Consider the following 20372-nt stretch of genomic DNA (forward strand, 5'->3'; position numbering starts at 1 on the left):
CAAGGATTCGTGCTATGGCTGAGTTTGCTCAGACTGCGATCAATAAAATTACTCAACTCTATGAGCAGTGGGTGCCAAAGCTGCCCGCTGAGATTAATCCGCGTAATGTGCTGATTTTTTGTGTACTGGCCTTGCTGTGCCTGGGTTCGATCATGGTGGCATCGGCATCGATGCCCTATGCCGAGCGGATCAATGGCAATCCCTTTCACTATCTGACTCGTCATGCAATTTCAATTATTGCCGGGGCCGGGATCGCTTACGCCACCTATAAAATTCCGCTGAATCGCTGGTTTAACAGTACCTTCTTTCTATGGTTTATCACCATTATTCTGCTGGCTGCCGTGCTGGTCGTTGGGACTGAGGTGAACGGTTCCAAGCGCTGGATTCGTCTGGCTGGCTTTACCTTGCAGGCTTCGGAAGTCGCCAAGGTGATGATGGCGATCTTTACCGCAGACTATGTAGTGCGTCGTGCCGAAGAAGTCCGTAACAAGATTTCCGGTCTGGTACGTTTATGTATCATCATGGGGGTCACGATCCTGCTAGTGATGCTGGAGCCTGACTTGGGTGCGACCGTAGTGATTACTCTGACCATGCTGGGTGTATTTTTCCTGGCAGGGGCACCACTGATTCAGTTCGGCGCCACTTTCGGAATTTTGCTGGTGTCTCTGGTCGGGGCGATTTTACTGGAACCTTATCGTTTGAAACGTCTGATGTCGTTCTCAAATCCTTGGGAAGATCCACTGGGTACCGGTTATCAGCTCTCCAATGCCCTGATGGCCTTTGGTCGTGGTGAATGGACCGGGGTAGGGCTAGGACACAGTATTCAGAAAATGTCCTATCTGCCAGAAGCACATACCGACTTTATGTTGGCGATTCTGGGTGAAGAATTTGGTTTCTTAGGGATTGCGGCAGTACTGATCCTGTCTTTTACCATGATCGTGTGCTGTATCCGTATTGGTCATCGTGCCCTAAAAAACCATTACCTGCGTGCGGGTTATCTGGCTTATGGGATCAGCATCATTTTCCTGTTACAGGTCTTGGTAAACTCAGGTATGAACATGGGTATGCTGCCAACTAAAGGTTTGACTCTGCCATTTATTAGTTATGGGGGGTCATCCTTAATCATGTGTGCCATGATGATCAGTCTGATTCTCAAGATTGATGCGACGACACGTGAAACCAACCCAAGCCGGGAGGAATCAAGCTTCTAGGTTGGACTGACGGTTCGGGTCAGGTTGGGCATGGTCAAGTACTGTGCTTGGCATGACCGTTCCGCAGTGTTTACAGCGAACAAACGCCTGTTTCGCTTTGGACAGCGGAATCAGGGGAATAAAAAATAAAGAAAAATAATTACGTTGCTGCCTCAGCTCATAATCGGCACGTGTCTGGCAGACAGGGCACAGAAATTGACTTCTCTCAATGACTTTGGTTTTCGGACCAATTCCAAAAATAAACAACATAGACTAACACTCAGCTGAATTTTTCTTTAGCTTAAGCCAAAATCCGGTTCTATAAATAGTGACCTTGTAGCTCAGTTGTATGTGGAATTTGTTTAATATTCCATTGTGCTACCGCTTGTTTGAGCATACGTTCTGGGGTATCCAGTTCTACGTCTGGTTGGTGCAAGGCAGTCAATGCTTGTTGCAGTAATTGTGGAGCTTGGGTTAGATCGAGTGCCTGAGCCAGGTTCTGTTTCGAAAGTTTCTGGCCTTGATCATTCATCGCTAGCGGCAGATGCATATACTGTAGGCGTGGATAACCGAGCAGTTGCCCTAAATAAATCTGCCGTTCGGTATTATCGAGTAAATCTGCGCCACGAACCACATGGGTCATGCCTTGCAGATAGTCATCCACGACGACCGCGAGCTGATAATTAATAATGCCGTCGCGACGTTTCAGGACGAAATCTCCAAGATCCTGCTTCAGGTTGGAACAGTGACGGCCTTGCAGCGGATCATCAAAGCAGATTTCGATATCTTCGACCTTGAGCCGAATGGCCTGATGTTCAAACGGCAGGTTTAGGTCACGGCAGGTGCCTTGATAGATATGATTAGAACCGAGCATCTTGCGGGTGCATTGGCAAGCATACACCAGACCTTGATGACGTAGCTGTTCAATCACGCCTTCATAGATATCGAGACGGTCTTTTTGGAAAATAATCTCGGCATTGGGATCGAAACCAAAGGCATCCATGGCACGCAGAATATGTTCTTCGCTGCCGGGATAAATGCGGGGAATGTCAGTGTCTTCAATACGTACCAGCCACTTGCCCTGATGGGCACGAGCATCACAGTAGCTGGCAACGGCAGTAATAAGGGAGCCAAAATGCAAAGGGCCGGTTGGCGATGGCGCAAACCGACCCACGTAATTCTCTTCAGCTTTCCCTCCCTTTGTTAAAGGGAGGGGCAGGGAGGGATTACTTATAGACATGCTTAACCGTTATTTTGCTTCTCTTTGATTTCAGCAAGGGTTTTACAGTCAATACATAAAGTCGCAGTTGGACGTGCTTCCAGACGGCGTAGACCAATTTCGATACCACAAGTTTCACAGAAACCGTAGTCATCATTCTTGATCGCTTCCAGAGACTGTTCGATTTTACGGATCAGTTTACGTTCACGGTCACGGGTACGTAGTTCGATCGCAAATTCTTCTTCTTGGGTTGCGCGGTCGTTTACATCAGGAAGGGCAGTATTTTCGTCCTGCATGGTGTTCAAGGTACGGTCCACTTCAGACATCAGCTCGGCTTTCCATGCCATCAAGATTTGGCGAAAATGCTCTAGCTGGCCCTCAGACATGTATTCTTCATTCTTTTTAGGCTGATAAGGTTCGATACCAAATAAGCTAGCAGTAGAACCACCCTCAGTCGTTTTTGGCTTAGATTTGCGCACACGTTTTGTAGCTTTCTCGTCTACAACAGCAGTTTGTTCGTCTAAGACTTGATTTTGGTTGTCATTCGCCATTTAGGGCATTCCTCATCATATGCGCAGGTAACTACGCAAAAAATATGGTGATATGCAAATTTTTATCCACCCTGAAGAAGGATTATCCTCCTATGGGGGTCGTCATCATATAGACTTTTTATGCGTTTTGATAGTCTTTGATGGCGGCAATTGTAGATATCACGTTTCCTTAAAGAGCAATAAAGTAAAGCAAAAAAAACAAATTGAAAAGTTAATAACCTGAAATTTCGGTATTAATTTTAGGCTGTGTTAATCTCACTCTGTTAATGTAAGTTTCGTACTCTCCGTTCTCTTTCAGTAACAGCACGCGATAGCCTGGCTGGGCCTGATCTAGGGCAAAGTTTTCGCTGAGTGGCTTGAACTGTACGCTGGTCGATGGGGTCGATAGATAGCGCACACCTTGCCATTCATTTTCTGAATCTTGATGTACATGACCAAACAGGACCATTTTCACATTGCTATGTCGGGCAATCACATCTTTCAGCGCTTCGGAATTTTTCAAGCGGTGCTGATCAATCCAGTGCGACTGCATGGCAAAAGGATGATGATGACAGGCCACGATCACATGCTGCTGTTGATGTTCAAGCAATAACTGTTCCAGTTGCTCTAGCTGCTTTTGTTCCACCCAACCATCGACTCGGCCTTTTACCGCGCTGTTCAGCAAAATTAAGGTCCAGGAACCAAAGTGAATCGCATGTACTTCATTCTTATTGTTATGGAATGGAAAGATCGCCAGATTATCATCATGATTGCCGGGAATCTGGTAATGTGGCACCTGCCAGTCCTGCATAAACTGTAGATAACGTTGGTAGGTAGATTCGGCAGCCACCTGTGCTAGATCGCCGGTATGAATCACAGCATCGATCTGCGGGAAACGTTGTTTAATATCTTTGACCACATCCAGAAAGCTCTGTTCCGGATTCATATTGGCAAAGGTTAATTCCGGCTGATCCATCAGATGGGTATCAGTGATCTGGATCAGGGTCCAGACTTTTTCAACAGCAGGAGTAGAAGTCTGTGTCATGTCCGCTACTCCTTGGAAGCTGTTGCTGCAATATGCTGTTGCAGCCATTGCAGGGCCATAATCACCGGAGCATTTTTCAGGCGTTGATTCCGGAATAGTTCTGGAAGGTTTGCATAATCAAACACATGCAGCTGGATATTTTCCCCTTCCTCCGGCATACCATGCACGCCACCCTGTTCCGGTAAGTCCGCTTGAGCAACAAACAGATGAAAAATTTCCGAACAGGCACCCGCAGATGGATAGAAGCTATAAAGGAATTGCAAATCTTTCAATTCACAACCCGATTCTTCTAGTGCTTCACGGCGGATACAGTCCTCTGGCGATTCATCGCCATCGAGCACACCGGCAATAATTTCCAGTTGCCAAGGCGAATCCGAGTCATTCAGCGCCCCAATACGGAACTGTTCAATCAAGGCGAATTTTTGTTGCTGGTCGTTATACAGTAGGACACCAGCGGCCGGGCGACGTTCAATCAGTTCCCGCTGGATCGGTGGAATATATTCATTGCTGTCAAACAGGCGATGGCTCACCTGGACTTTTTCTACTTTTAAAAATCCCTGATAGAGATATTCGCGTTGTTGAATCTCAACATCTTTATTGTTATAGGACGCTTGCTGAATAATCTTCATAAAATCAGAAAAGGATGAAAACATGTGTTTCATCCTATCTGAGTTTTTGTCAAAAACAACTGATTTTCAGTGGGAATTAGACTTTATGGTATAGTTTCCGACCGGTTTCTTGGAAGGTGGTTTTCATGCTTTCCAGACCTGCTTCAACCTCTGGATTGGTCTCTGCTACCTGTTCTGCGTTTTTCTGATTATTCGCATAATCCCGCACATTCTGGGTGATTTTCATTGAGCAGAATTTTGGACCGCACATTGAGCAGAAGTGGGCAGACTTGTGTGCTTCTTTCGGCATGGTTTCATCATGCATGCTGCGTGCAGTATCCGGATCCAGGCTCAGATTAAACTGATCTTCCCAACGGAATTCAAAACGGGCTTTGGACAGCGCATTGTCACGTGCCTGTGCACCCGGATGGCCTTTAGCCAGATCGGCCGCATGCGCAGCAATCTTGTAGGTGATGATACCGTCTTTGACGTCTTTCTTGTTTGGTAAGCCTAGATGTTCTTTTGGGGTCACATAACACAGCATCGCCGTGCCATACCAGCCAATCATGGCTGCGCCAATCGCAGAGGTAATATGGTCATAACCCGGTGAAATATCGGTGGTTAGCGGCCCTAAAGTATAGAACGGTGCTTCCTTACACACTTCCAGCTGCAGGTCCATATTTTCCTTGATCATGTGCATTGGTACATGGCCCGGACCTTCAATCATCACCTGTACATCATGTTCCCAAGCACGATGAGTTAGTTCACCCAAAGTACGCAGTTCCGAAAATTGTGCTTCATCGTTGGCATCCTGAATACAGCCCGGACGCAGACCATCACCCAGACTGAAGGACACGTCATAGGCTTTCATGATTTCACAGATTTCATCAAAATGGGTATACAGGAAGTTTTCCTGATGATGCGCCAGACACCATTGCGCCATGATCGAACCACCCCGAGAGACAATTCCAGTCAAACGGTTGGCGGTGAGTGGAACATAACGTAACAGCACACCAGCATGAATGGTGAAATAGTCTACGCCCTGTTCCGCCTGCTCAATTAGGGTGTCTTTAAAGATTTCCCAGGTCAGGTCTTCAGCTACGCCGTTGACTTTTTCCAGTGCCTGATAAATCGGTACTGTACCGATTGGCACCGGTGAATTACGGATAATCCATTCACGGGTTTCATGAATGTTCTGACCAGTCGACAGATCCATAATCGTGTCAGCACCCCAGCGGGTCGCCCAAGTCATTTTGGATACTTCTTCTTCGATGCTTGAGCCGAGTGCCGAGTTGCCGATATTGGCATTGATTTTGACCAGGAAGTTACGGCCGATAATCATCGGCTCACATTCCGGGTGGTTGATATTGGCTGGAATAATGGCACGACCGGCTGCAACTTCTTGGCGGACAAATTCCGGGGTAATTTCTCTTAAATTCTGTGCACCAAAATTCTGCCCGGCATGCTGACGCATATCGACACCTTCACGCTGGCGCAGGTTTTCACGAATGGCAATGTATTCCATTTCAGGGGTGATAATACCCTGTTTGGCATAGTGCATCTGGGTCACATTGTGGCCACGTTTGGCTTTGCGCGGTTTCTGGATATGCGCGAAGCGGATATTGGCTGTCCGGATATCACGCAGACGTTGACGGCCGAATTCGGAACTCAAATCTTCTAAGATTTCAGTATCACCACGTTCTTCAATCCAGTTGTCACGTACAGAGGGCAAGCCTTTATTCAGGTCAATGCTGACTTCAGGATCAGTATAAACACCGGAAGTATCATAAACCATCAAGGGCAGATTTTTTTCACCACCGAGGCCCGTTGGGGTATCGGTCAGGGAGATTTCACGCATCGGTACCTGAATGTCCGGGCGTGAACCCTGGATATAGACTTTGCGTGAAGCAGGCAAAATACGGGTCAGATCTCGGGCTTCCTGCTCGTGATGAGCGTCGGCAGAAGTGGAACTTGAGAGATTCGTTAACTGGTTCATGGCAATGATCCTTATGAATGACATCAACGAATCAAGCACGACCAAAAACGCGGGCGGTTTTATCCTGAATGGATAAAAGGAGGCTAGGGTTTTTACATGCTTGATTCCTACGCAGGTCTTAACCTGATCAGGTTCAACGGTACTCACCATCAAATTGTGCTATGCAGCATTATTTTGGTGATCTCAGCGAGCTATTACTCGCGCTCCGTCAAGCTAGGCAGATCATAGCCGAGTTCAGGACTAAAAAGTAGACGGATTGGGCGTTCTTTTACAGAATTATTGTAATGATGATTTGCGTCAGCAGGAGTTAGATGCAAATGGCATCTTTAAAACAGTTTTTCTTGTAGTTGGGATCGGGCACTGGAATGTCAGCATAAGCTGCAATCTGCTCCCAAACTGGACTATTGCGTAATTCTTTTGGAATAGTCTGTCTGCGCTGCTCTTCATCCATATCCAGAAATTCCAAGAAGCGCTGGGCCTGGCTACTGATGCCACCTTCATTGCCTTTGGATAGGCCAACTATGGTTTCCCGATACTGGCTATCTACAGCATAGCGGTCTCGATAATCCTGGGAAATGGGCTTTTGCTCCAAGCCGTGAAACAGGAAATAGCTATATTGCTGTAGCAAATGTTCAGCATCCTTACGGTAAATGCTTTTTGGATAGCGTTCCAGATAATCTTCCCAGACCATAATCCGTGCCGCGATTTCAGCCGGTTCGATTAGCAGACGCTCCTGATTAAAGACCGGTTCCTGATTTTGCTGTGCCAGGGTTTCAATAAAGACTTTTTCCGCTTCAGGCAAATAAGGCGCAAACACTCGTGCCAGATATTCCGGACTGCGACGGTAATTCAGCTGGTTTTCCCCCAGATCAATCAGCTCGACATAGGCTTGTCCTTTGTGTTTCAGCAGATACTGATCTCGTGCAGTGAGTTCTGCATAATGGCTTTGCTGAATGGTCGGATGCTGAGCCATTTCCAGCGCATATTGCTCGAAGGCGTGTTGTTGGGCTGGGGTGCGCTCTACTTTTAGAAAACGCTCATACATCTGATTGGCATGTTTCATCAGATTTTTCTGCTGCTGATGATCGAGCAGGGGCAGACAGACTTTCAGGTTCTGGTTGATCTGTTCCAGTGCAAAAGTAGTACGTTGATCATTGATTTCCGCCATCTGTTTTTCGATGTTCTGGCACATCAGGCTAAAATCTTCAGCAGAGGTATTTTTCTGGACACTTGTTTCTGCTGTCTCAATCTTGACCTGTGGTTCGGTAGGTTGCTGACAGGCGAACAGCAACCACAGCAACAAAACGATGCAGCAAGAGGCCAAGATTGAAGACAAACGTGTAGACACTAGGATTCGAGGCTCTGATCTAGATGATGAATGACAGCAGGATTGAGCCTATTGTATACATCTGCAGCAAAGAGACTGTTTAGTATTGTGAATCTGTTTGTTAAGCTGTTGTGAAAGACAGAAAAATATGAATCAATATAGGATAAATTCACCGATTCGTATGCAATAAATTAATAAAAGTCATACGTAAGTTTAGGAATATCCTAGTAATATTTGTATCACTTTAAAATTCAAACATTTGGCGATCTTCGCTGATTTAGGGCCATGCCGTAGTTAGGGATTCACATTATAAATGAAGAGAAAATTCATCCTCAGTGTCAGCCTGCTGTGCAGCAGTTCTACGGTGTTTGCGCTGGATCTGGTCGATGCCTATGAACGTGCCAAACAGAATGATCCTAACTGGCAAGCAAATGTACTACAGTACCAAGCTGATCAGCTGAATCTGGGGATTGCCACAGGGAATCTGCTCCCGACCGTGACTTTATCTGGTAATGTGACCCGAAAAAATCAGTCTAGTGATAGTTCCCAGCTCGAAGGCTTGCCAGCTGACTTTGGCGAATTGCAGGGTTCGAGTACTACGACCCGACAGATTGCCTTAACTGCACGGCAGCCTTTATTCCGCTGGGATGCCTGGCAGGGTTACAAGCAGGTCCAGACTTCGGTCGAACTCAGTGAAGTCAATCTGCGTTTGCAGAAACAGCAACATATCTTGCAGGTGGCAGAAGCTTATTTTAATGTGCTACGTCAGCAATCCCTAACGGGTGCCTATTTGCAGGAAGAACAGGCACTGGCAGAGCAGCTGCGTATGATGAATGCTAAACTGAAAGAAGGACTGGTGGCGCGCAGTGATGTCAGTGAAGCCAATGCCCAGTATCAAAGTGCACAGGCCAATCGTATTGCTACTCAAGTTCAGTTGGTTCTAGCTCAAGAACAGCTGGCTCAGTTGATCGGACCGTATCAGGACAATCTGGCCGTGCTACGCGATGATTTCCAGTTCCAGAAACCATTGCCGGCCAATATCCAGTCCTGGACTGAACTGGCGCAAAGCCAGAATCTAGAAATCCTGCAGGCACGCCTGCAAAAACGCTATTCTGAAGATGCCAAAAGGGTTGAAGAAGCTGCCCGCTATCCGCAGGTTGAGGCCGTAGCGACTTATGGCTATCTAAAACAAACGCCTGAAACTGTATTGTCCTCCAATGGCGATTTTGATCAGGTTGGGGTGGAGATGAACTGGAACCTGTTTACCGGCGGTCGAACCAGCAAGAATATTCAAAAGGCTGGAGTGCAAGTACAACGTAGCGAAGCCCAGCTGGATGCCGCGATCCGCAAGGCCAATACCGATGTCAAACAGTCTTATCTACAGGTGGAAACCGATGAGGCCAAGCTAAAGGCACGCAAGGCTGCAATGGAGTCAGCAGAAATTGTGTCTCAAGCTTCACGGGCACAATATCAGGAAGGCTTGAAAACTATGGTGGATGTGCTACTGGCACAGCGTAATGCCTTTTCCGCCAAGACCGATTATCTGAATGCTAAATATGATTATCTGATTCATGTTTTGCAGCTGCAGGCTTCCGTAGGACAGCTAAATGAGCAGCAACTGGCAGAAATGAATGCCTGGTTGATGGAGTATAGTCATAACTAAATTTGCAGTTTAACTGTTGATTAAAAAGCCTGCTTTTAGCAGGCTTTTATTTTTTTAAATTAAGATAAAATTAAATTAAAAATTAACGTAGATCATTTTGTATTTCCTATAAAAGTAGAGTTATAAGACCGGAAGGGAAAAGATTTTAAAATTATAAAAAGGATAACTGAGTCACAAATAATTAGAATTTGTTATCAAAAATCATACAAAATTATATATAATCGTATAAATAGCAGACAATCTCCAATCCAAGAGTAAAAATGACTTTGATTTTTAATGGCGATGTTTTTAATCGTTAATTTATAAGAAAAAGCTCATTAATTTTCTTCTTTTGTTTAAATTTATTGAAGATTGCCAGCCAAGTTTTTAGTAAATCATGACATCTTGAAGAGTAAATCTATGCTTATTGACGAAAGTAAACGAGAAGCTTCCCGAATTTACTTCTCTGTACAGTTTAAGTTCGTCGCAGCTTTCATCGGCGCCTTTTTTTGGATGGTATTTTCAATATGGATCGCCCAAAACTGGATGCATGACCTGAGTGCTTATATTGGTAAATTTTGGGCAATATTTCTGATTTATGGGATCGCGATTATCCCTGGATTCATGAATTCATTTGCAGCCTTAAGCCTGATGATGGATCGAAGACCTAAGCGGGAACCTTTGGCTACTTATCCTGGGATTAGCATGCTGGTCGCTGCTTATAATGAGGCCGCTTCAATTGAAGATACGCTGGTGAGTATTGGCTTGCAAAAGTATCCAGGCCCACTACAAGTAATTGTTATTAATGATGGCTCTCAAGATAATACTGCTGACATTGTCCGAAAGGCTCAAGAAAGATATCCATGGTTAACCTTGCTGGATTTAAAGAAAAATGCAGGTAAAGCCAATGCATTAAATCAAGGTTTGAAGCTGGCGAAACATGATTTGATTATTACCGTGGATGCGGATTCTTATTTACACCGTGTAGCCTTGATCAATATTGTTGAACGCTATAAGGCGGATCCACCGAATACCCGTGCGGTGGCAGGTAAAATTCTGGTGCGTAATTCTCGTGAGAATTTGCTAACTAAAATCCAGGAATGGGACTATTTTCTCGGTATTGCCGCCACCAAGCGTATGCAATCCTTATATCAAGGAACTTTGGTCGCTCAAGGTGCATTCTCGATTTATGATCGTAATGCCTTGATTGAAGTGGGGGGATGGCCTGAGTGTGTGGGTGAAGATATTGTCTTAACCTGGGCTCTATTAAAAGCAGGCTATCGGGTTGGACATTGTGAAGATGCCTGTCTGTTTACTAATGCCCCGACCACATTAAAAGTTTTTGTAAAACAGCGTCAGCGCTGGGCACGCGGCATGATTGAAGCTTTTATTAAGCATCCTACAATTTTGATCAAGCCAAGGTTATCGACATTTTTTATTCACTGGAACCTGTTTTTCCCGTGGTTAGACATTGCCTTTACCTTTGGCTTTATTCCTGGGGTTATCTTGGCATGTTTTGGGCATTACTGGATTGTCGGCATCATGACGCTGGTATTGTTACCGATGGCATTTTTACTCGGACTCCTAAATTACAGCATTGAGCGTAGCATGTTTAATGATCTGGAGCTGAAAGTACGTAAAAACTTTAGTGGTTTTTTATTCTATGTACTGGCTTATAGTTTTGTATTGCAGCCCGCCAGTATCCTGGGTTATCTGGATGAAGTGTTGAGAACACGAAAAACATGGGGAACAAAATAACATGACAAGCCATCAAATCAGTTTATCTATTTTTGTTCCTTTGATTATCTCGATGACAAGTCCGAGCTGGGCAAAGAACTATACAGCTGAGCAAGAGCAAAATGAATATGCTGCCGGTGCGGAGTTCTTTTTCAGTGAAGATAGTGAAGATTTTCAGACTGGTAAATTATCCGCAGAATTTCTCCCAAAATATGACGATGCGGATCATTATTTAGGTCTGCGCGCAAGTGCTTATCGTTATAAAGCAAATGATTGGCATGCAGATGGACAAAAGGTCGCTTTTATCGGACGTAAAATTGATACCGCCACAGCCAATGGTTGGGCGATGGAAGCGGGTGTCTTTCAGCAGAACGACCATACATTATTCACTTTTGATGGAAGTTACCGCACACCTGTTGCTGAAAAAACAGCACTAGAAGTTTTTGCGAATCGGGATTGGGTAGAAACTCGACCTGCTTTAGAAAATGGAACCCATTTTACCTTTGCTGGTTTGGCTGTAGATCAGGGCTTAGGTGAGCATGTGACTGTCGTTGGTGTAGCAGGTTCGCAGTTTTTTTCCGATGATAACCGCCGTGATCATGGCCGCTTAAAACTGATTTATCAGCCTTCACTGGATTTGGGGCTAACACTGCAGGCTCGTTACCGCATGTACCATAGCACTGAGGAAGATGTCGGCCACCAGTATTTCAACCCGGAAGATTATCAAGAATCCATGCTTGCCGTGGGTTGGCGTCAAAGATTTTCAGGGTGGACAGCCGGCCTGACAGCTGGGGTGGGGCGTGAAAAAATTAATGACATGTCAAGTCAAGCGACTCGATTGTTTGAGCTTAATCTGCAAAGTCCCGTTCGTGACTCAAAATTTTTACGGATGAATGCTGGCTATAATCGAAGTGCATCCTACTATGGGCCAGATTATGACTATAGTTATGTTCGCGGTGAGTGGATAATGCAGTTTTAGAATTAACATCTATATAATAAAGCGGTCTAAAAGGCCGCTTTATTTTTGCAAATTCTTGATGCGAAAAATTAGCAGATCATGCTAACTATGCGTCTCCTCCTCCGCATCATCCTCAAAGGTCTTGGCAATTTTCTCAATATTCAGGCTCTTCGCCATCGCATCAAAGATTTCCTTATATACGCCGTCCTGATGATACAGGGCGTCATGTTCGCCATGTTCAGCAATCGCGCCTTCTTTCATAACATAGGTGTAATCGGCATCAATAATCTGCGACAGGCTATGGGAAATGATAATCACGGTACGGCCTTGTTTGATTTGATCCAGACTTTGTTTGATCTGTTCCGCGGCAATAGCATCCAGACTCGCCGTTGGTTCGTCCAGGAAGATAATCGGTGGGTTTTTAAGGAACATTCGTGCAAGGGCAATACGTTGTTGCTGTCCGCCAGAAAGTTGCAAGGCATCGGAGTCATAACCCTGCGGCAATTGCATAATCTGCTCATGAATCGAGGCTTTCTTGGCTGCTTCCATTACATCTTCCAGACTGGCTGTGGTCTTGCCATAACGGATATTGTCAAAAATTGTGCCCTGGAAGATGTGATTTTTCTGGAGAACCAAGCCAATATGGTCACGTAAATATTGGGTATCAAAATCCTGCAGATCAATTCCATCTAAAGTGATATGACCATGCTGTGGTTCATAAAACTTGTCCAGTAAACTGATTAGGGTTGATTTTCCTGCACCAGATAAACCAACCAAAGCGGTGATCTTATTGGGGCGGATTTCCATATTGATATCTTTCAGCGCATGATGGCCATTCGGATAATAGAAATCCACATGCTTGAGTTCGAACTTACCCTGAATTGACGGTTTTTGCTTGCCGCTGGATTCGATTTCATGATCGGCTTCCAAAATATTGAAGAAGCTTTCTGAATAGATCATGGCATCGTTCACTTCATCATAAATCCGGTGCAGGGAGCGGATCGGTGCTGAAACATTATTAAACAGCAGTACGTGGTACATGATCATGCCGATACTCATCTGGCCGGCCAGTACGAAATAGGCAGTCAGGATAATAATCAGCACAATCCCGATCTGTTCAATAAAAGTTTTCAGGCCATCAAACAGGAAGCTGGTCTGCCGGGTTTTCATCTGATTGTCGGTCAGTTCGCGTTGCAGCGTTAGCTGCTTGTCTGCCTCAATCGATTCCCGGTTAAAGGATTTAATTACGGTAATCGAATTGATAATGCCTAAAATACCCTGGCTTTTCTTTTCCCGTCCGTCACGCAGGCTGCGGCGCCAGCCACCGAGTTTCTGGGCCTGTTTATAGGTTAACCAGAAATAGATTGGTACAATCGCCGTCGCTACCAGACCGACATAGATATTGGCGTAGTACATTAGCCCCAGTGCAACAATGGCACTGGTAAATAAAGGCAAAATGTCGATAAAGAAAATCTGTACTAATCGCGTCAGTGAACCAATACCACGGTCGATCCGGGTTTGCAGTTTGCCGGCCTGGTTATTGTCCTGATTGAAAAAAGCCAGACGATAAGTCAGGAACTTTTCAATAATGCCCTGTGCCAGATCCTGCGATACAAAAATCCGCAGCTTTTCACCATAGAATTTCTGCCCAAACTGCACCAGTGCATTGATTACTTCCTTAGTCAGTAAAATAGCGGAAATGGTAATCAGGATATGCCAGCCTTCACTTAAGCCAAGACCTTGTTCCAGTAAGGCATTAATACTATCGACCGCATATTGCAGGGTCAGCGCATTCACCTGCGCGGCAAAGGAACCGACCAAGGTCAGAATCAATGTGGCGATGACCAGCAGCCGATAGGGCCGGACAAAGGGACGCAGCTTTTGAAACAGTTGCCAAAGATCCATGCAGCATTATTTTTATAGTGAAAGTTAAATCAAGTGTAGGCGCTCATAGCATTGTTCACAAGAATATGATTTGTATTGATTTGTTAGGTAGTGGTTGTCTGAATCTGTTGAAACTGACAGGATAAAAATATCTTTTAAGAAATATGCTGTGATGACACTGGATTTATTTGCCCCTGAGCCACAGTCGAATTTATTGCCTTATGATGGAATCGTCGAAGATTATGGCCTGATTTTGACTGGGGAACAGAGCCAGAAATATTTGCAGTATTTTCTACGGCATCTGCTTTGGGAGCAGGATGAAGTATTCCTATTTGGCAAACATTATCTCACAGAGCGGAAAATTGCCTGGTATGGCGATGAAAATTACCAATACCGTTATTCGGGTAGTCTCAAGAAAGCCCATGTTTGGAAACCGGCTCTATTTCGATTAAAGCAGCATATTGAGCAGCGGGTTGGGCATCCGTTTAATTCCTGTCTGGCGAATTTGTATGAACATGGTCAGCAGGGTATGGGCTGGCATAGTGACAATGAAACCAGCTTGGTTTCGACACAGCGTGAAACCGTGATTGCATCCTTAAGTTTTGGTGCGACTCGCAAAATGCGTTTCAGGCATAATCAGACCAGTGAAGTGGTTGAGCTGATATTACAGAGTGGTCAGTTGATTGTCATGCGTGGGAAAACTCAACAGTACTGGAAACATCAGATCAGCAAAACCAGCAAAGTCTTGACGCCTCGAATTAATTTGACCTTTCGCTATTTCTTTCCTAAAAATTAAAAACTGAAATTCGGTTTTTAAAAGATCATAAAAAAAGCATCCAGATGGATGCTTTGGATGTTAAGGATTCACACCGACAGGATGGCGGTACCAGCTTTCAATAAACAGGGCAGCGGCAACGCTGTCCGCAGCGAGTTTTTTGCCACGACCTTCGGTCTGGTAATGTTCCAGCTCATCGCGAGCTTCGCGGGTAGTCAGGCGTTCATCCACCATGAGAGTTTCAATGTTGGTCTGATGGCGAAGGCGACGGGCAAACTTGCGCGCACGGGCTGAAAGCTCCGATTCGGTTTCATCCATGTTTAACGGTAAACCGACTAAAAATAAGGTCGGTTGATATTGTTTCACGATTTTCAGCAAAGCGTCCCAGTTGGGAATGCCGTCTTTCATCGGGAACAGGGCAAGCGGATTGGCACTTTCAATCAGCGATTGTCCCACCGCCATGCCCATTTTTTGTGTACCAAAGTCAAATGCCATAATCATATGTGGCGCATTCAGATCAGGCATGTCCAATCTCAGAAGATAACCAGTTGCGATCCAGGCCCATTTTTTTATAGGCAGCATCCCAACGGTCGTCATAAGGCAAGTTAAAAATCAGGTCCATATCCGCGTCACAGATCAGCCAGTCACCTTTGGCAATTTCCTGTTCCAGCTGACCTTTAGTCCAGCTGGCATAGCCGAGAGCTATTTGATAGCGTCCGACACCTTCATTATGCGCAATGGCATCCAGAATATCTTTGGAAGTGGTGATGCAGACATTTTCACCGACTGCAATGGAAGAATGCCAGGTCGGTTGGCCGGTATGCAGGACAAAGCCGGCTTCAGGTCGCAAAGGGCCACCCTGTAATACTTCATGTGGCTTAACATTATCGGCTTCGATCTCCAGGTCATTCAGTAGTTCTTTAATCTGAATACCGGCAGGTCGATTGATAATGATGCCTTGTGCGCCATCTTCATCATGTCGTGCGAGATAAATGACCGTATGGGCAAAAAAATCGTCACGCATTTCTGGTGGAGCAATCAGACAACGGTGTGTCAGATATTGTTTGGTCACCGAAAAGCTTCTCCTTAAAATCAATTTCTTGGCAAAGAAATCGTGTGATCTATACTTTTAAATTACTAGAGCTTTGCCAATTCACCAACAGTTTTTTGTGACCATTGTAAGATTTTTAAACATGCTGAAACTTAAGATGACGTAACTGCCGTGCATGTTGCAAGGTGGTTTCATTAATTTCTATACCGCCAGTCATGCGGGCAAGTTCTTGAATGCGCTCATCTTCTTCTAAATCAATAATGGTGCTGCTGGCTGGATTAGTTTGTTGTTTTTTCACCAGTAGATGCTGATCAGACTGTGCTGCCACTTGTGCCTGGTGGGTAATACACAGAATCTGTACATGCTGCGCCAGATCCGCCAGCAGACGACCGACAATTTCTGCCGTGCCACCACTGATCCCGACATCAATTTCGTCAAAGACCAGCACCTCGGCTTCGGTCTTTTCGGCATTCATGACTTGCATCACCAGCGCGATACGTGACAGTTCACCACCTGAAGCGACGCGGGCCAGCGGCTGTGCCGGAATGCCTTTATTCGCAGTAAACAGTAACTGGATAAAGCTAAGACCTTCGCTACCTGGTTCATCCAAAGCTTCAAATTTAAATTCAAAATAGGCTTCTGGCAGCGCCAGCTGTTTCACCTGTTCGGTTAACTGTTTTGCCAAAGGTTCAGCGGCTTCACGACGGATCTGATCCAGATGTTCTGCCTTGGCAATGAAGTCTTGATAAGACAGTTCCACCTGTTCAGCCAGCGTTTCCGGATCTTCCAGCTGATGTAGCTGATCCAGTTCGGTCTGCCAGGCTTCATATTCTTCTTTCAGTAGTTCTGGCTGGGTACGGTATTTACGAGCTAAACGATGCAATACTTCCAGCTGTGAATTCAGCTCTTCCATGCGTTCCGGATCAAAGCTCTGGCGATCCATGAAATGACGTAAATTCGCCGTCGCATCTTCAATTTCACTTTGTGCATTCAGCAGGGAATTGTAAATTTCCGATAGCTGCTCACTACGTCCAGCATGCGATTCAATCCGGCGCAAAATGGAGGACAGTTCCTGATTGATATTCTGTTCCGCTTCATCAAGACCATTCAGGCTATAGGCACAGTCCTGCATGATAGTTTCATGATGAGAGAGTCGATCAAATTCCTGTTCAATTTCCTGATAATCAATCTGGATAATATCTTCCAACTCTTCAAGCTGTAGCTCAAGGGTTTCAATGCGCTGCTTACGGGTCGCTTGGGCATCCAGTGCTGCCTGATGCTGGCGGATATTTTTGTGCCAGGTGCTATAGGCATCCCGTACGGCTTGAGCCGGTTCATGAAAGTTGTAGTAACGATCCAACCAGCGTTTTGGATAAGGCGGTTCCAGTAATTGTTGCTGACTGTGCTGACTATACAGCTGCACCAGCAGGCGACCAATTTCTTTCAGTTCTGACAGGCTGCTTGGACGGCCATTGATCCAGGCCTTGCTACGGCCCGTGGCAAAAATCACCCGGCGCAGATGGATTTCACCGGATTCATCATCCAGCTCATGTTCTTTGAGCCATAAAGCTTCCGGGCTGTTGTCCTGATAGCTAAAGGTTGCTGTCACATCCGCCTTTTCTGCACCATAACGCACATAATTGGTATCAGTTCGTTCACCTAGGCAGGCAGAAAGCGCGTCCAGCAAGAGTGATTTACCTGCACCGGTTTCACCCGTCAGCACATTAAAACCTTGATGGATATCAATGGCGAGGTGTTCAGCTAAGGCAAAGTTGATCAGAGTTAAATGTGTCAGCATAAACGCATCCAAGCTGCGAAAAGTTTGATTGAAATCAGGTTGATCTGGCATTGAGCAGATCATGAATATCATTATAAATCAGGATAAAGCCTTTTGATTCTATCTTAAATTATGCGGGAGAGGGTAAGCAGTTTTTGTATGCTGTAGTCGGAATTTTTCCCATTTCTAAATATGTGGTGTGGCAGGGGAAAATTATCCGACTTTAGTTTTATTGGAATGTGCTGAAAAGAATAAAATGAATATTAGTAGTGACTACATCAGTTTATTTTATAAGGATTTATGAATCTATGGGGTGCAAAATATATACAAAAAAATATCAGTCAGGTCAGGTAAACATTGATTGATTAGTTAGAAAGGCACATTTAAACTACAGCCATTGAATATTATAAAACCCGTGCTCTGGAGATAAACGGATGTCAGCTCAGTTTGACCAAGTTTCAGTACTTAAGAAATCAAATGTATATTTTGGCGGTCTGTGCATCAGCCATGTAGTGCAATTTGAAGATGGTACCAAGAAAACCTTAGGGGTAATTTTACCGACTGAAACTCCACTTACATTTGAAACACATGTGCCTGAGCGTATGGAAATTATCTCTGGTGAATGCCGTGTTCAAATCGCAGATAGTGAAGAAAGTGAACTGTTCCGTGCCGGTCAGTCTTTTTATGTACCAGGCAACAGCCGTTTCAAAATTGAAACTGATGATGTGCTGGATTATGTCTGCCATTTTGAAGGCTAATTGCAAATCTAATTCAATCTGCTTAGATTGAAGCTGATCAGGAAATTTTCTGCTGAATCGGTTAAACTTAGTTTGATGATCAAAATCCTGTGAAGCTGGCTTTGCAGGATTTTTCTTTTGCTGCAATTTCCCAATTTATTTCGAGGTCGTTCATGGCTAAACCTGAGTATTATTATGGCGTGCATTCAGTTGAATCATTGCTGGAGCTAGAGCCTGAGCGTGTCTTGACGCTTTTTACTCTAAAAGGCCGTGATGATCAGCGCCTGAAGCGTGTACTGGAACTGGCAGAGCCTTTTGGCATCAGCGTGCAACAAGCCAGCCGGGATAAACTGGAAAAACTGGCAGGTCTGCCTTTTCACCAAGGCGTAGTCGCTGCGGTGCGTCCGCATCCAACCTTGAATGAAAAAGATTTAGAAGAGCTGTTAAAACAGGATTCTCAAGTACTGTTACTGGCGCTGGATCAAGTGACGGATCCGCATAACCTGGGCGCTTGTATCCGTACTGCAGCAGCGATGGGTGTGGTAGCGGTGATTGTGCCACGAGACCGTTCTGCCAGTCTGACCCCGACCGCACGTAAAGTAGCGGCTGGTGGTGCAGAGAAGGTTAAATTTATTCAAGTGACCAATCTGGCACGTACCTTGGGACAAATCCGCGAAGAATTTAATATCCGTGTCGTAGGTACCATGCTGGACGAGAAAGCGTTACCAATCCAGGAATTTGATTTTACCGGGACTGGGGTTTGTGTGGTGATGGGTGCAGAAGACACCGGCCTGCGTCCAATTACCCAAAGTCAGTGTGATCAGACGGTCTATATTCCAATGTCAGGCAACCTGCAAAGCCTGAACGTCAGCGTGGCAACGGGTATGGCTTTGTATGAGGCCTGCCGTCAGCGTCAAGCTTAATTTTTTATTGATCAATCACGAAAGAAGAAGTCTATGTCTCCCCGAACGCAAGGTTATGCCTTTGTTTTAATTACCATGTGTATTTGGGGAGGCTTTACCTTAAGCACACGCCTCAGTGCCCAGTGGGGGATTAGTGCCTGGGATCTGGTGGCACTGCGCTTCCTGTTGGCTTTTCTGATCTTGATGCCGGTGCTGATTTATAAAAAAGACACAGCGTTTTTATGGAGTAAAGAATCCTTTCTTTTAGCCATGATTGGTGGGGTAGGGTATTGCCTGACCGCTTATACGGCTTTTCATTACGCTCCGGCAGCGCATGCAGCAGTATTCCTGAATGGCTGTATTCCATTGTGTACGGCACTGGCAGCTTTTGTTCTATTTAAACAGGCTTTTGACAGACATACCTGGATTAGTATGGCAATTATGCTGCTGGCGATTGGTATGATGAGCTGGCTAATGTTCCGTGAATCCGGTGTAGCTTTAGGTCTCGGTGATTTGCTGTTCTTTATCAGTGCGATGTGGTGGGGTGTATTTACTGTATTGCTACGTCAATGGAAACTCTCTGCCTGGCATTCCATGGCCAGTGTCGCGATCTGGTCGGCGATTGTCTATGTGCCGCTATATTTGCTGTTTTTCCCGAAACGTCTCGATGCAGCGGAACCGTGGCAAATGGCTTCTCAGGTACTGTTTCATGGGGTATTTGTAGTCATCGTAGCGACACTGACTTATGTAGAAGCCATCAAGCGTCTAGGGGCATTTAAGGCCGGCAGTATCGTGACCCTTGCGCCGTTTATCGCTGCAATTTTGGCGGTACCGTTATTGGATGAACCTTTAAGTCTGGCGATTGTTTGCGGCCTGATCGGCATGGCGATTGGGGCTTTACAGCCTTGGCGCTGGTTGCAGCACAAGGACAGTTTGGCAGTCCAGCTAGAACAACAAAAAAAGCAGTCTAAATGACTGCTTTTTTTAGGGATGT

At 45.4% G+C, this 20372-nt stretch carries 19 protein-coding genes and 1 riboswitch; of the genes, 8 read left to right on the plus strand and 11 right to left on the minus strand.

Going from position 1 to position 20372, the window contains the following annotated elements:
• Window positions 1-14 precede the first annotated feature (14 nt).
• Entirely contained in the window at window positions 15-1211 is a 1197-nt protein-coding gene (gene ftsW / locus ABEF84_RS01375; RefSeq protein ID WP_347453460.1) for a putative lipid II flippase FtsW, read from the plus strand.
• Here the strand turns inward: ftsW and ABEF84_RS01380 are convergent.
• The 7 genes from ABEF84_RS01380 to ABEF84_RS01410 all read right to left on the minus strand — a co-directional run bounded on the left by ABEF84_RS01380 (window position 1200) and on the right by ABEF84_RS01410 (window position 7936).
• Window positions 1200-1460 carry a zinc ribbon domain-containing protein gene (locus ABEF84_RS01380; RefSeq protein ID WP_347473733.1) on the minus strand — a complete coding sequence of 87 codons (261 nt, stop codon included), beginning with the start codon at window positions 1458-1460 and terminating at the stop codon, window positions 1200-1202. The genes ftsW and ABEF84_RS01380 overlap by 12 nt on opposite strands.
• A gap of 49 nt (window positions 1461-1509) precedes the next feature.
• Window positions 1510-2430 (minus strand): tRNA glutamyl-Q(34) synthetase GluQRS, encoded by a 921-nt coding sequence (gene gluQRS, locus ABEF84_RS01385; RefSeq protein ID WP_347453462.1) that lies wholly within the window; start codon window positions 2428-2430, stop codon window positions 1510-1512.
• A gap of 2 nt (window positions 2431-2432) precedes the next feature.
• Window positions 2433-2960, minus strand: coding sequence for an RNA polymerase-binding protein DksA (gene dksA / locus ABEF84_RS01390; protein ID WP_034587548.1), 528 nt, complete (start codon window positions 2958-2960; stop codon window positions 2433-2435).
• A 211-nt stretch (window positions 2961-3171) separates the two neighbouring features.
• Window positions 3172-3984, minus strand: a complete 813-nt coding sequence (gene cpdA, locus ABEF84_RS01395) for a 3',5'-cyclic-AMP phosphodiesterase (RefSeq protein WP_347473734.1) — start codon at window positions 3982-3984, stop codon at window positions 3172-3174.
• 5 nt (window positions 3985-3989) lie between these two features.
• Window positions 3990-4613 (minus strand): NUDIX domain-containing protein, encoded by a 624-nt coding sequence (locus ABEF84_RS01400; RefSeq protein ID WP_347454114.1) that lies wholly within the window; start codon window positions 4611-4613, stop codon window positions 3990-3992.
• 76 nt (window positions 4614-4689) lie between these two features.
• Window positions 4690-6588, minus strand: coding sequence for a phosphomethylpyrimidine synthase ThiC (gene thiC / locus ABEF84_RS01405; protein ID WP_347453464.1), 1899 nt, complete (start codon window positions 6586-6588; stop codon window positions 4690-4692).
• An 87-nt stretch (window positions 6589-6675) separates the two neighbouring features.
• Window positions 6676-6806: riboswitch (TPP riboswitch) on the minus strand.
• Window positions 6807-6895: 89 nt separating this feature from the next.
• Window positions 6896-7936 carry a hypothetical protein gene (locus tag ABEF84_RS01410; RefSeq protein WP_347454529.1) on the minus strand — a complete coding sequence of 347 codons (1041 nt, stop codon included), beginning with the start codon at window positions 7934-7936 and terminating at the stop codon, window positions 6896-6898.
• Window positions 7937-8228: 292 nt separating this feature from the next.
• Here ABEF84_RS01410 and ABEF84_RS01415 point away from each other — a divergent pair, with 292 nt between their 5' ends.
• From ABEF84_RS01415 to ABEF84_RS01425, 3 genes are all read left to right on the plus strand, one after another.
• Window positions 8229-9578 carry a TolC family outer membrane protein gene (locus ABEF84_RS01415; protein WP_347454528.1) on the plus strand — a complete coding sequence of 450 codons (1350 nt, stop codon included), beginning with the start codon at window positions 8229-8231 and terminating at the stop codon, window positions 9576-9578.
• A 603-nt stretch (window positions 9579-10181) separates the two neighbouring features.
• Window positions 10182-11315: a glycosyltransferase family 2 protein gene (locus ABEF84_RS01420; protein ID WP_347454527.1), complete on the plus strand. Its 1134-nt coding sequence runs from the start codon at window positions 10182-10184 to the stop codon at window positions 11313-11315.
• 1 nt (window position 11316) lies between these two features.
• Window positions 11317-12273 carry a hypothetical protein gene (locus tag ABEF84_RS01425; RefSeq protein ID WP_347473735.1) on the plus strand — a complete coding sequence of 319 codons (957 nt, stop codon included), beginning with the start codon at window positions 11317-11319 and terminating at the stop codon, window positions 12271-12273.
• Window positions 12274-12354: 81 nt separating this feature from the next.
• Here ABEF84_RS01425 and ABEF84_RS01430 read toward each other — a convergent pair whose 3' ends face one another.
• Window positions 12355-14157, minus strand: a complete 1803-nt coding sequence (locus tag ABEF84_RS01430) for an ABC transporter ATP-binding protein (RefSeq protein ID WP_347473736.1) — start codon at window positions 14155-14157, stop codon at window positions 12355-12357.
• Window positions 14158-14308: 151 nt separating this feature from the next.
• On the opposite strand from ABEF84_RS01430, the gene ABEF84_RS01435 reads away from it, so the two are divergent.
• Window positions 14309-14932 (plus strand): alpha-ketoglutarate-dependent dioxygenase AlkB, encoded by a 624-nt coding sequence (locus ABEF84_RS01435; RefSeq protein ID WP_347473737.1) that lies wholly within the window; start codon window positions 14309-14311, stop codon window positions 14930-14932.
• Window positions 14933-14992: 60 nt separating this feature from the next.
• Here the strand turns inward: ABEF84_RS01435 and ruvX are convergent, their stop codons facing one another.
• The 3 genes from ruvX to recN form a co-directional block, all read right to left on the minus strand.
• Window positions 14993-15436 (minus strand): Holliday junction resolvase RuvX, encoded by a 444-nt coding sequence (ruvX, locus tag ABEF84_RS01440; protein ID WP_347473738.1) that lies wholly within the window; start codon window positions 15434-15436, stop codon window positions 14993-14995.
• Window positions 15429-15983: a YqgE/AlgH family protein gene (locus ABEF84_RS01445; RefSeq protein ID WP_347454521.1), complete on the minus strand. Its 555-nt coding sequence runs from the start codon at window positions 15981-15983 to the stop codon at window positions 15429-15431. Before ABEF84_RS01445 ends, ruvX begins: the two co-directional genes overlap by 8 nt.
• Window positions 15984-16098: 115 nt before the next feature.
• A complete protein-coding gene (gene recN / locus ABEF84_RS01450; RefSeq protein ID WP_347473739.1) occupies window positions 16099-17760 on the minus strand; it encodes a DNA repair protein RecN in 1662 nt (553 codons plus the stop codon).
• A 413-nt stretch (window positions 17761-18173) separates the two neighbouring features.
• On the opposite strand from recN, the gene ABEF84_RS01455 reads away from it, so the two are divergent.
• From ABEF84_RS01455 to ABEF84_RS01465, 3 genes are all read left to right on the plus strand, one after another.
• A complete protein-coding gene (locus ABEF84_RS01455) occupies window positions 18174-18497 on the plus strand; it encodes a pyrimidine/purine nucleoside phosphorylase (protein ID WP_034587531.1) in 324 nt (107 codons plus the stop codon).
• Window positions 18498-18649: 152 nt separating this feature from the next.
• Window positions 18650-19399, plus strand: a complete 750-nt coding sequence (rlmB, locus tag ABEF84_RS01460; protein WP_034587529.1) for a 23S rRNA (guanosine(2251)-2'-O)-methyltransferase RlmB — start codon at window positions 18650-18652, stop codon at window positions 19397-19399.
• Between the two features lie 33 nt (window positions 19400-19432).
• The gene (locus tag ABEF84_RS01465) at window positions 19433-20353 is read left to right on the plus strand and encodes a DMT family transporter (RefSeq protein ID WP_034587527.1); all 921 of its coding nucleotides are present in this window, start codon (window positions 19433-19435) and stop codon (window positions 20351-20353) included.
• Window positions 20354-20372 lie beyond the last annotated feature (19 nt).

The organism is Acinetobacter sp. ANC 7912, from assembly GCF_039862785.1.
Lineage (GTDB): Bacteria > Pseudomonadota > Gammaproteobacteria > Pseudomonadales > Moraxellaceae > Acinetobacter > Acinetobacter thermotolerans.

Excerpts from the sequence above, each read along its gene's own strand:
- ftsW (WP_347453460.1), top strand. The coding sequence starts at position 15 with ATGGCTGAGTTTGCTCAGACTGCGATCAATAAAATTACTCAACTCTAT.
- ABEF84_RS01380 (WP_347473733.1), bottom strand. The coding sequence starts at position 1,460 with ATGTTGTTTATTTTTGGAATTGGTCCGAAAACCAAAGTCATTGAGAGA.
- gluQRS (WP_347453462.1), bottom strand. The coding sequence starts at position 2,430 with ATGTCTATAAGTAATCCCTCCCTGCCCCTCCCTTTAACAAAGGGAGGG.
- dksA (WP_034587548.1), bottom strand. The coding sequence starts at position 2,960 with ATGGCGAATGACAACCAAAATCAAGTCTTAGACGAACAAACTGCTGTT.
- cpdA (WP_347473734.1), bottom strand. The coding sequence starts at position 3,984 with ATGACACAGACTTCTACTCCTGCTGTTGAAAAAGTCTGGACCCTGATC.
- ABEF84_RS01400 (WP_347454114.1), bottom strand. The coding sequence starts at position 4,613 with ATGAAGATTATTCAGCAAGCGTCCTATAACAATAAAGATGTTGAGATT.
- thiC (WP_347453464.1), bottom strand. The coding sequence starts at position 6,588 with ATGAACCAGTTAACGAATCTCTCAAGTTCCACTTCTGCCGACGCTCAT.
- ABEF84_RS01415 (WP_347454528.1), top strand. The coding sequence starts at position 8,229 with ATGAAGAGAAAATTCATCCTCAGTGTCAGCCTGCTGTGCAGCAGTTCT.
- ABEF84_RS01420 (WP_347454527.1), top strand. The coding sequence starts at position 10,182 with ATGAATTCATTTGCAGCCTTAAGCCTGATGATGGATCGAAGACCTAAG.
- ABEF84_RS01425 (WP_347473735.1), top strand. The coding sequence starts at position 11,317 with ATGACAAGCCATCAAATCAGTTTATCTATTTTTGTTCCTTTGATTATC.
- ABEF84_RS01430 (WP_347473736.1), bottom strand. The coding sequence starts at position 14,157 with ATGGATCTTTGGCAACTGTTTCAAAAGCTGCGTCCCTTTGTCCGGCCC.
- ABEF84_RS01435 (WP_347473737.1), top strand. The coding sequence starts at position 14,309 with ATGACACTGGATTTATTTGCCCCTGAGCCACAGTCGAATTTATTGCCT.
- ruvX (WP_347473738.1), bottom strand. The coding sequence starts at position 15,436 with ATGCCTGATCTGAATGCGCCACATATGATTATGGCATTTGACTTTGGT.
- recN (WP_347473739.1), bottom strand. The coding sequence starts at position 17,760 with ATGCTGACACATTTAACTCTGATCAACTTTGCCTTAGCTGAACACCTC.
- ABEF84_RS01455 (WP_034587531.1), top strand. The coding sequence starts at position 18,174 with ATGTCAGCTCAGTTTGACCAAGTTTCAGTACTTAAGAAATCAAATGTA.
- rlmB (WP_034587529.1), top strand. The coding sequence starts at position 18,650 with ATGGCTAAACCTGAGTATTATTATGGCGTGCATTCAGTTGAATCATTG.
- ABEF84_RS01465 (WP_034587527.1), top strand. The coding sequence starts at position 19,433 with ATGTCTCCCCGAACGCAAGGTTATGCCTTTGTTTTAATTACCATGTGT.